At 42.7% G+C, this 8,552-nt stretch carries 14 protein-coding genes and 1 tRNA gene; 7 read left to right on the forward strand and 8 right to left on the reverse strand.

The genetic code is table 11. The annotated features are described in order from the left end of the window. The first annotated feature begins 95 nt into the window (after positions 1 to 95). Positions 96 to 626 carry a 2-oxoacid:acceptor oxidoreductase family protein gene (locus tag ACP5N5_RS04370; RefSeq protein WP_276813953.1) on the forward strand — a complete coding sequence of 177 codons (531 nt, stop codon included), beginning with the start codon at positions 96 to 98 and terminating at the stop codon, positions 624 to 626. Positions 627 to 639: 13 nt separating this feature from the next. Here the strand turns inward: ACP5N5_RS04370 and ACP5N5_RS04375 are convergent. The 3 genes from ACP5N5_RS04375 to ACP5N5_RS04385 all read right to left on the reverse strand — a co-directional run bounded on the left by ACP5N5_RS04375 (position 640) and on the right by ACP5N5_RS04385 (position 2,728). Beyond that, positions 640 to 712, reverse strand: a tRNA-Ala gene (locus ACP5N5_RS04375). 424 nt (positions 713 to 1,136) lie between these two features. Beyond that, the gene (locus tag ACP5N5_RS04380) at positions 1,137 to 1,856 is read right to left on the reverse strand and encodes a phosphoribosyltransferase family protein (RefSeq protein WP_428133277.1); all 720 of its coding nucleotides are present in this window, start codon (positions 1,854 to 1,856) and stop codon (positions 1,137 to 1,139) included. Positions 1,857 to 1,903: 47 nt separating this feature from the next. Continuing rightward, positions 1,904 to 2,728, reverse strand: a complete 825-nt coding sequence (locus tag ACP5N5_RS04385) for a formate--phosphoribosylaminoimidazolecarboxamide ligase (RefSeq protein ID WP_428133281.1) — start codon at positions 2,726 to 2,728, stop codon at positions 1,904 to 1,906. 9 nt (positions 2,729 to 2,737) lie between these two features. On the opposite strand from ACP5N5_RS04385, the gene ACP5N5_RS04390 reads away from it, so the two are divergent. The 3 genes from ACP5N5_RS04390 (at position 2,738) to ACP5N5_RS04400 (ending at position 4,744) form a co-directional block, all read left to right on the forward strand. Further along, complete coding sequence (locus ACP5N5_RS04390) at positions 2,738 to 2,971, forward strand: hypothetical protein (protein WP_428133286.1); 234 nt, start codon at positions 2,738 to 2,740, stop codon at positions 2,969 to 2,971. 122 nt (positions 2,972 to 3,093) lie between these two features. Further along, on the forward strand, positions 3,094 to 3,801 hold the full coding sequence (locus ACP5N5_RS04395; RefSeq protein ID WP_428133290.1) for an NAD(P)/FAD-dependent oxidoreductase: 708 nt from the start codon (positions 3,094 to 3,096) through the stop codon (positions 3,799 to 3,801). 514 nt (positions 3,802 to 4,315) lie between these two features. Then, entirely contained in the window at positions 4,316 to 4,744 is a 429-nt protein-coding gene (locus ACP5N5_RS04400; RefSeq protein WP_428133292.1) for a phosphate-starvation-inducible PsiE family protein, read from the forward strand. Between the two features lie 28 nt (positions 4,745 to 4,772). Here ACP5N5_RS04400 and ACP5N5_RS04405 read toward each other — a convergent pair whose 3' ends face one another. Then, positions 4,773 to 4,985: a hypothetical protein gene (locus tag ACP5N5_RS04405; protein ID WP_428133297.1), complete on the reverse strand. Its 213-nt coding sequence runs from the start codon at positions 4,983 to 4,985 to the stop codon at positions 4,773 to 4,775. 207 nt (positions 4,986 to 5,192) lie between these two features. Here ACP5N5_RS04405 and ACP5N5_RS04410 point away from each other — a divergent pair, with 207 nt between their 5' ends. The 3 genes from ACP5N5_RS04410 to ACP5N5_RS04420 all read left to right on the forward strand — a co-directional run bounded on the left by ACP5N5_RS04410 (position 5,193) and on the right by ACP5N5_RS04420 (position 5,899). After that, positions 5,193 to 5,444, forward strand: a complete 252-nt coding sequence (locus ACP5N5_RS04410; RefSeq protein ID WP_012608182.1) for a ferredoxin — start codon at positions 5,193 to 5,195, stop codon at positions 5,442 to 5,444. Between the two features lie 78 nt (positions 5,445 to 5,522). Beyond that, positions 5,523 to 5,744 (forward strand): hypothetical protein, encoded by a 222-nt coding sequence (locus ACP5N5_RS04415; RefSeq protein WP_428133306.1) that lies wholly within the window; start codon positions 5,523 to 5,525, stop codon positions 5,742 to 5,744. 14 nt (positions 5,745 to 5,758) lie between these two features. Then, entirely contained in the window at positions 5,759 to 5,899 is a 141-nt protein-coding gene (locus ACP5N5_RS04420) for a hypothetical protein (protein ID WP_157857580.1), read from the forward strand. 14 nt (positions 5,900 to 5,913) lie between these two features. Here the strand turns inward: ACP5N5_RS04420 and ACP5N5_RS04425 are convergent, their stop codons facing one another. From ACP5N5_RS04425 to ACP5N5_RS04440, 4 genes are read right to left on the reverse strand one after another with little or no spacing between them, the layout of a single operon-like run. After that, on the reverse strand, positions 5,914 to 6,189 hold the full coding sequence (locus ACP5N5_RS04425; protein ID WP_428133309.1) for a hypothetical protein: 276 nt from the start codon (positions 6,187 to 6,189) through the stop codon (positions 5,914 to 5,916). Positions 6,190 to 6,199: 10 nt separating this feature from the next. After that, positions 6,200 to 6,565 (reverse strand): hypothetical protein, encoded by a 366-nt coding sequence (locus ACP5N5_RS04430; RefSeq protein ID WP_428133312.1) that lies wholly within the window; start codon positions 6,563 to 6,565, stop codon positions 6,200 to 6,202. Between the two features lie 42 nt (positions 6,566 to 6,607). Further along, complete coding sequence (locus ACP5N5_RS04435) at positions 6,608 to 7,297, reverse strand: SagB/ThcOx family dehydrogenase (RefSeq protein WP_428133319.1); 690 nt, start codon at positions 7,295 to 7,297, stop codon at positions 6,608 to 6,610. 57 nt (positions 7,298 to 7,354) lie between these two features. Further along, positions 7,355 to 8,551, reverse strand: a complete 1,197-nt coding sequence (locus ACP5N5_RS04440) for a flagellar protein J (RefSeq protein WP_428133314.1) — start codon at positions 8,549 to 8,551, stop codon at positions 7,355 to 7,357. Between the last annotated feature and the right edge of the window lies 1 nt (position 8,552).

Below are 8,552 nucleotides of genomic sequence, written 5' to 3' on the forward strand. Positions count from 1 at the left end.
GATGAAGCCTTAATAGACTGGGAGAAAGGCATAATTATAGGTGAATTCATGGTTCGAGACAATCCATCATACCTGGAGATCATAAGGGGGTTGAAATGAAGGTAGAGGTACTTATAATTGGACGTGGAGGGCAGGGTGTATTACTACTGGGTAGAATACTTGGGTTATCGATCAGCAAGTATGCTGGGAAATATGCTGTAGCCACGGAGACCTATGCTGCTGAAACCAGGGGAGGCGAAAGCAGGACTGATATAGTGATCGGGGATTCCATGCATGATGTAGATTACGTAAAAGTACAGTCACCCGATATAGCGGTATTCATGTATCCCTTTAACCTTGATAAATATTTAAAAATGCTTAGACCAACCACCATGGTTTTCGTCGATGAAGAATATGTTGATCCAGGTTTATTCACAGGATTCAAACTATTCCATCACAGATACAGCGAAATAGCTGAATCCAGGCTTGGAACCAGGAGAGTTGCAAACATGGTTATAGCCGGGCACATGGCCAGGGCAACAAGTATATGGAGCCTAGAACACTTGAAGAAGACAGTGGTGGATTTAACGCCTGAGAAATGGCATCAGTTAAACATTAAGGCTCTAGAACTCGGCTACTCGCTGTAATGTTCTTTTTAAATGGACCGGCCGGGACTTGAACCCGGGACCTCCGCCTTGCGAGGGCGGCGCTCTTCCAGCTGAGCTACCGGCCCACCCATTATTTACTGTGATTAATCATCTGGGTTTTAAATTCTTATATGGTTGAAGGATTTGACAAATGTTTCTGGGTTTTAGGTTTTTCAAGGTTTCCAACGCTTATAAACCGTAGTCTTAGGCAACTCATAATAGTGACCTCTGCCGGATGTTCAATACTCCTGGCAGAGAGAAAACACCTGACCTCCTCCCCGCCCTTTAGGGCGGGGCTTTCTGTTGTAAAGCGGGTTCTCAATAATTATTCCTGTATTGCTTGTTTCAACGTATATTTTATCAAATACATTATGACCATTTATCCGAGATCAGTTTAGCAACCGATAGATCCCTGTATAATATCGTATTAGATGCTCATTCACAGGTGCTGAGTGTAGGGGTAGAGTGCCGAGTCAGCTGGGATTAAAAGTGGTCGTTTTGCAGCTTGATTCAAGTCTCTTGGAGCTCCGTAATAACTAGCGCAACATATATTTTCTCTAAATCCTTGGAAATAACCTTGAACCATGAATCTCTAATACCTATTATAGAGAATAATCCAACTGGTTGAGCTCCAGCAGCCTTGATCAACTGGATCATGGCCTTCGAGGTTTTCCCAGTGTTTATCAGGTCGTCCACTATTAAAACCCTATCCTTCTTAGTCAATATATCGGCTGGTGTAAAGAGCATTGTGTAGACTGGTGGATCCCTTGATACATAGGATGCCTGATGATATCCCTTCGCACCTATCTCGGGGCGGTGTTTAGCAACAATGAGCTTGGCGCTCATTACATCAGCTATTCTAGTGGCTAATGGTATACCATCCGACTCCACTGTTGCAACAGCGTTTATCCTGTATTCACGGAACTCCTTGAGCGCTATGTAGGAGAGTATCTTGATTAATGGGATGTTATATGCGATCCTGTATAAGCTGTAGATGCCGTTTTCTAATTCAACGAGCTTCCTCCTAATCAGTCCCTCAACAATTTCCCTGCTAGTCAGCTTATTGAATAGGCTGGCCGCCTTCTTTGAGTTAGGTTTAACCCCTTTCCTAATATACCTCCAAAGAATCTGCGTGTCTAATCCCGTTATCTCCTCTAGTTCCTTGTAATCTACGAGCTCCTTGTACGCTCTTAATAAATCCACACTGATAAACCTATAGTCGAGTCTCACTTCAACTACCCCTACTTAACTAATTATATGGGGAGTGGAATTAAACATTATGTAACGATTTTTTCCAATAACCCCTTCTCCAGAGCTAGCCTCACCTCGATAGCTATTCTCCTACCCATGCTAACTGGTTGATCCCAGTACAAGTACGAATACGGGCTTCCATCAATATACAGGTTTGTCCCAGCCACAATTCTCCCAGAGAACTCAAACACCTTTACATTCAACTCTCTATCTATAACGGATTCAAGGCAGAGTGGGCCTATAACGCCTGGCGAAACCATGCTACGTGAGGCATCCACAAATCTCCTCCCGTACTCGATTATCTTTGGGAGCAGGCTCTCCCTTAACACTAGTGGTAGGTTTCCCACTACAGTGAACGTTGGATCGATGCCTAGTTCCTCTAGGATTCCAACAGGAAGTCTACGTAGCCCATCAACATCGCTTTCATACCTTATGTCGGCTCCAAGCAACTCAAGTCTGTTTAATACCAGGCTGTAGAAGTAGTGGAAGTATGCTGTGACCCCTACTATGTACTCCTGTATGATTGCCTCCCTGGGGCTTCTTAGCAAGCCATCCTCAATATATTTCCTCAGCTTGGCCTCTATCTCACTATTACTTGAGGCAACGAAGTATCCTTTACCACCCTTAGCACCCGGTAACTTCACTATTACGGGCCCCCTTACATCATCGCTTAACTCGTAGACGCGTGGGGTAGGTATCCCAGCTTTCATGAGGAGTAGCATTTTTAGTTTTTGATCAGCCTCGACCCTCAGTAGGCTACGTGTACCGAATAGGGGTACGTTTATAGATTCACCGCATTCAAGGCCAACATACTCCACGAAGCTTCCATACTGAGGAAATTCGGTGCTCAAGGAGAACTCGTGAATGTTGAGGACTCCTCAGAGCTAGAGAGGCTTGTGGCTAAAGCCGAGGGAAGATTTATTCCCACACCGCAGAGACGCGTAGGTAGTGATAAGATGCCAAATGTTATCTACTCAATGGAGAAGTACCTTGAAAACTCAGGCGTCAAGATACTCGTAGAGACAAGCGTCGATGACATAGATGTAGATGGAGGAAGCTATATCGTTAAAACCACCAGCGGCACCTTATCCTAGCACCAGGTCGTGGAGGTGCAAGATGGTTTTCAACTATATCGAGGAAGCTTGGCATAGAGACTGAGCCAGGCCCCCTCGATATAGGGGTAAGGATAGAGGTACCGTCTTACATAGCGGAGCCAGTGACATCTATTGTTAAGGATCCGAAGATAATACTTTACACTAAATCCTACGATGACAAGGTGAGGACATTCTGTACTAATCCAAAAGGCTTCGTGGTTAGGGAACTATACGATGATGGGACGGTAGGGGTGAATGGTGAAAGCTACATTGAGGTGAAATCCAGGAACACGAACTTCGCGCTACTCGTGACAATCAACTTGACTGATCCAATGGAGGATACTGTAGAATACGGTAAGCACATAGCCAGCCTCACAACGAAGCTTGGAGGTGGAAAGCCATTAATACAGAGGTTTGGAGACCTGTTATCAGGGAGAAGGAGTACATGGGGCAGGATTGGGAGGAGCATCGTAGAGCCGACCCTGAGGGATGCTACGCCGGGAGATATAAGTATGGCATATCCTCATAGAGTAATAGAGAACATTATAGAAGCCATCGAAAGACTTGATGTAGTGATACCGGGCTTAGCATCATATAATACACTACTATACGCGCCCGAGATAAAGTTCTACAGTGTGAAGACACGTGTAAGTAGGAACTTCGAGACAAACCTGGAAAACATTTATGTGGCAGGGGATGGCGCTGGTTTATCGAGAGGTATAAACATCGCGGCTGCTACAGGTGTGTTGGCTGCACGTAGTATTATTGAGAAAGAGGGATTAAGAGAGGCATTTCAAGACCATTTGTTCCTGGATGTTTATTCTCGATGAATTGTGGTCGTCCATCCTTGCTTATCACATCCAGGCCTATTCCTTATCTAAGTCTTCACTGGTGGCACAGCTGCCTCTAACATGGTTCACAGGGTATCCAGGCCTAACGATACAGTATCCTGGGGGAGCCTTATACTGTTTCCTGCCCTAGGTTATTGTAGTCTCTGTAGAGTGGTCCACCTGGTTTCTCTCTATCAGAGACCGGTTAACCCCAGCAGAAGCCACTATAATAAAGTACCTGTGAAAACCTTAAAACATACAAACCAGAAGCAACATCACATCCTGGGTAAAGCTCTATGCTACTATAGATAAAAATAATGGAAACAAACTCAACATCGATCCTGTTACACAGGTAGCAAGCTTATCCTTTAGAACTAGGGATCTGCTCTCTTTTAATTAATAAATTTAATAAATTTACTGTTTCAACAGTGATAACTCGTTATAACGCTTATTACTTTAATCTGATAAAATATTGATAATATTGATTCGGTAATTATTTGATGAGGTATGTTCTATGAATAATAAGGCAATAAGCAAATCAGTATATAAACTCGGCAGGATTTTAATAGATGTGGCAGAAGTTATTGTAATAATCTTCATAGGTCTACTAATAATTCTGACAGTGTATATAACATTCAAGGATATATTGATGGAACTCCATGGCATGACAGCTGCTACTATACAGATACTGGTGAACGATATATTGATGATAATTATTTACGCTGAGATACTTAGAAGCATACTTATAATCTGGGAAATGCGCGGAGAAGGCTTTCTATCTCAGTTATCCGACGTAGCCTTCATAGTCGCTGTAAGGGAGATACTTGTTTATGCGATAACAGGGAAGAGCGCGGATATTCTGTTAGCAGTTTTCTCATTGCTGATAGTAACACTCGCTATATATTTAATCAAAACCAGGATAGAAAAGACTGGGGGTCCCTGATGGAAGCATCTTTGGTTAATCTATTTGATTAATCTATCCTAGTGCCTAGAACTGTAATGGAGTTAGATGCTACCGAGATGCCACTTAGAATCATTGCTATTGCTGCATACTCTGGCCCCCGATATACACCATATCCATATAGTATTCCAGCTACTACAGGAATTAATAGTATATTGTATATGAAGGACCATAGAAGGTTCTCGATGGTCTTTCTCTTGACTTTAATTAAGTCTGCCTTCATTCCACAGACCGGATCTGTTTGAGATATGTGTTTAATTCCCTTGTTAAATCTATTGGTTATTATGGTTTATGTTCTTTAATTAACTTTGTTATTGATATCCGGCTGAAATGTTTTACCACATGGTTAAACATATGATAAGTTTTCAGGCAAACCATAAATGATAATATTTAAATTTTATACATAAAAATAATAATACATGGTGGAATCATGACCAGGTATAAGGTAATAATAGACCGTTCTACATGCATAGCCTGCGGAGCAGCACCAGCCGCTTGCAGCGAGGTATTCGAGTTAGGAGATGACAACGGTAAGAACCGGGTTGTAGCTAAGTACAGTGTTAAGTTAACCCCTGAAATATCCATTGGTATAATACCTGAAGATCTCTACGAGTGTGCTAAAAATGGTGCAGAGGTCTGCCCTGTATCAGCTATACGTGTCGAGAAAATAGAGGGAGAGTAGGTGTGTAATATTGAAATGCGGGGAGCATAGGTTTTTACACCATGTATACCTCACCCATGGATAGGTTACTGTCCTGTATTGGACAAGGTTTCAGTTAACGAGGTAGAGGGATACAGCTTATTTAGGGATTTCTCCCTCAATGAGCTCTCAGACATTCTGGATTCAATAGGGCATCTATACTGTGCCACATGCAGGACAACTATAACTAGTAGGGAGGAGCATTATAGGAAGGGGCACGTATCAACTCCTCATTTCATCGTTTACGACGAGTTATATCTTAAAATATACGTGGCTGACTAGCAGGGATGAAATCCTTGAACAACCTAGATTTCCTGCTTGGAGGACCCCAGGGCAGTGGATTAGAGACAGCTATGACAGTGCTATCCTCCGATATCTTTGAGGAGTTATTCAGTGACTTTATCATACTAGGGTTTAATTTTTATATGGAGAAATAAGAAAATTGAAAACTTTAAAATTTTAAACGAATCCTCGTGTAAACCAGGTGGATAAGCCATAGAGCGATGGCTGATGCAACCAGTACTATGCCGAGAACCATGTTCTCTGGTGTAGCCTCCACAAATTCCTCGCCTTCAACAATAGATGCATACGCTTTATCAACCATAGACATTATCGTTGAGGCCCATAGTATTAAGACTAGTGTTTGAAGACTATATTTGCCGTCCCTGTATTTGTACCATACTATAGTTGATGTAATACTGGCTATGAGGAGTATTATGGCGTACATTGCCCAACCCTTAAACCCTGTTAAAACTGATAGCGCCTGTTAACTGTTTCACTAGTTTTCTACTGGTGATCCCGCTCCTTGTATATGCGAGTATGCCGAGCCAAGTAGCAGTCACAGCCATACTCATTAATCCACCTACATAAGTTATTTCATGAAGCATTACAGGTATATCAGCCGGGTTACTCATGGCTGTTAGAAATGGTGGGTATGGTACTACTTCTCCATGCCATACATGCTCCACAGCTAGTACTAGGGAGCCTCCTAGAAGCATCTTCTCCAGTATATCCAGTCTTAGTTTTATGCCCGCCTTACCCATGAGTCTTTTCACTACATCAATTATTATTCCCAGTGTAAGGGGTGTTATGAAGCATGCCATTTTGGTGCACCATTTTAATATAATAAGTGCACATTAATAAAACTATCTTCTCTCAGTGAAGAACCCTGTAAGCTCCTCGAACACCATCTTGCGTCTGGTAATAGGCACCCCTATAGGCATAATATACAGGGGTGTTTCACCACCTCCAATGCCAATTACTTGCGATACCTCGCTGTCCCTGAAAGCACCCACAGCTACCGTGCCGTAGCCAAGTGCGGTAGTCATTAAGTAGGCGTTCTCAGATGAGTGACCAGCCTCCATAGGTACATACCTTGTCCTACCTCTCTCACCATAGACACTTGTCGTCCTCTCATAGACAGCTGTGATCACTATGCTCACAGGTGCCCTACCTATGAATCCCTGCATTAAAGCCGCTTGCATCAGTTCCCTTCTAACATCCCCACTCCTAACTAGTATCAATACATGTCTCTCCGGGTCATACCTATACACACCTGGATCGAGGAATTCACTATAATCAATTACACTCCTGGATCCAACAACCACGTAGACCTGGAGAGGATACGTTGTCCCAGCGCTTGGAGTTGTTAGAAAGCCTTCAACAGGATCGCTTAATCCATACGTTGCCCACAGGATTAATGCTAGATCTCTGAGTTTAACCGGTTTATCCCTGAAATCCCTTATGCTCCTCCTTAACAGTAATGCTTCCTCAACTGTTAAACCACTGATTTTACCTGGCTGAGGAAGCTTTATTATCTTGTTCAACGAAGCCACCAAGGCTGTATTTGGTATGTATACCCTATATTGATCGGACTCCAAGGCTATAAATGCCTATAGTGACGAGAACACTGTGTTGAATAGGTAGTCAACAGCTATATAACCTGTGTAGATCCCTATACCAGTTAACATGAATAATACCGCCAGGAAATAGTATAGCTCATACCTAGAACCTGGGTTAACTGAGTAAAGCGTCACTGAATTAGAGATCAATATTACTAGTGTTAATAGATTAACAATAAATGAAACATCTTCAGGTGTAACCGTAAAGAATGCGAAGATATCGGCAAACACGGCTGGCACGCTGCCTACAAAGTTTGTTAATACATATGAGAATACCCTTACGAATCCGCTTATAAATACTAGTAGAAGCACTACGATGAGATGCATCATGTAAAGCGTTGTCTCGAACGTCTTGAACACCTGTGTATAGTTTGCCCTTATTCTATATACGTTGTTGAAGTGTTCTGAGAGAAGAGCCCCTGTTTCACCCATATCCCCGCCTAACTCCAGTGTATCCATGAATATGCTTGTAGACCTATATATTAGCTCGCTACACGTCTCCTCAGCAAACCTGATCCACATGATTCTAGGGTTAACCCTGTTAACTAGTCCAGCATAAACCTTATTCAGTGTTTTCCTTAGTCTACCGAGCTCGGCCGCCAGCAGCGGCTTAAGCGAGCTCACCATATCTGGTATAACAGCTAGATGCTCTCCATAGCTTCTAATGAATGCAGGGTAGAATAGATCTAGCTCGCTAATGGCTCCCTCATGCATCTTCACTAATATTCCAGCTGGTAATAATACTATGCCTATCGCAACCAGCATTATCCCTGTTTTCCTTAAGCTGTAGAGGGCTCCTGTTACAAGCATGTATAAAACCATGAATGCCATAAATACTACTCCAGAAGCTCCAAGCACTCTTATAACCTTGACAAGCGTGCTTCTCCCTTCCTTATACTCGAATAAAGGCCTCTTCACTAGTATAAATAATAGGAGTGACATGCCTGATAGTGACAAACCTACTCCGAGGACACCACTTGTAAATGATTGAGATAACCCTCCGAAAAGCATGCCCATTAATAAGAGGACTGCAATCAGGAAAGCTAGTGCTCCAAGCAGTGTGGTGTATACTCCTAGCACCACGCTTAATGTACCCATGAATCTATTATATGATGAAGTATATTCAGCGCTCAACGTGTTGTATTCAAGCCTCAAATATTCCTTCACATCACTACCAGTGGCCACTATC

It is taken from the genome of Desulfurococcus sp., assembly GCF_049970475.1.
Taxonomy (GTDB): Archaea; Thermoproteota; Thermoprotei_A; order Sulfolobales; family Desulfurococcaceae; genus Desulfurococcus; species Desulfurococcus amylolyticus.

Bases quoted from the DNA above. Each gene is read 5' to 3' on its own strand.
- ACP5N5_RS04370 (WP_276813953.1), top strand. From the start codon at position 96: ATGAAGGTAGAGGTACTTATAATTGGACGTGGAGGGCAGGGTGTATTA.
- ACP5N5_RS04400 (WP_428133292.1), top strand. From the start codon at position 4,316: ATGAATAATAAGGCAATAAGCAAATCAGTATATAAACTCGGCAGGATT.
- ACP5N5_RS04405 (WP_428133297.1), bottom strand. From the start codon at position 4,985: ATGAAGGCAGACTTAATTAAAGTCAAGAGAAAGACCATCGAGAACCTT.
- ACP5N5_RS04410 (WP_012608182.1), top strand. From the start codon at position 5,193: ATGACCAGGTATAAGGTAATAATAGACCGTTCTACATGCATAGCCTGC.
- ACP5N5_RS04425 (WP_428133309.1), bottom strand. From the start codon at position 6,189: ATGTACGCCATAATACTCCTCATAGCCAGTATTACATCAACTATAGTA.
- ACP5N5_RS04430 (WP_428133312.1), bottom strand. From the start codon at position 6,565: ATGGCATGCTTCATAACACCCCTTACACTGGGAATAATAATTGATGTA.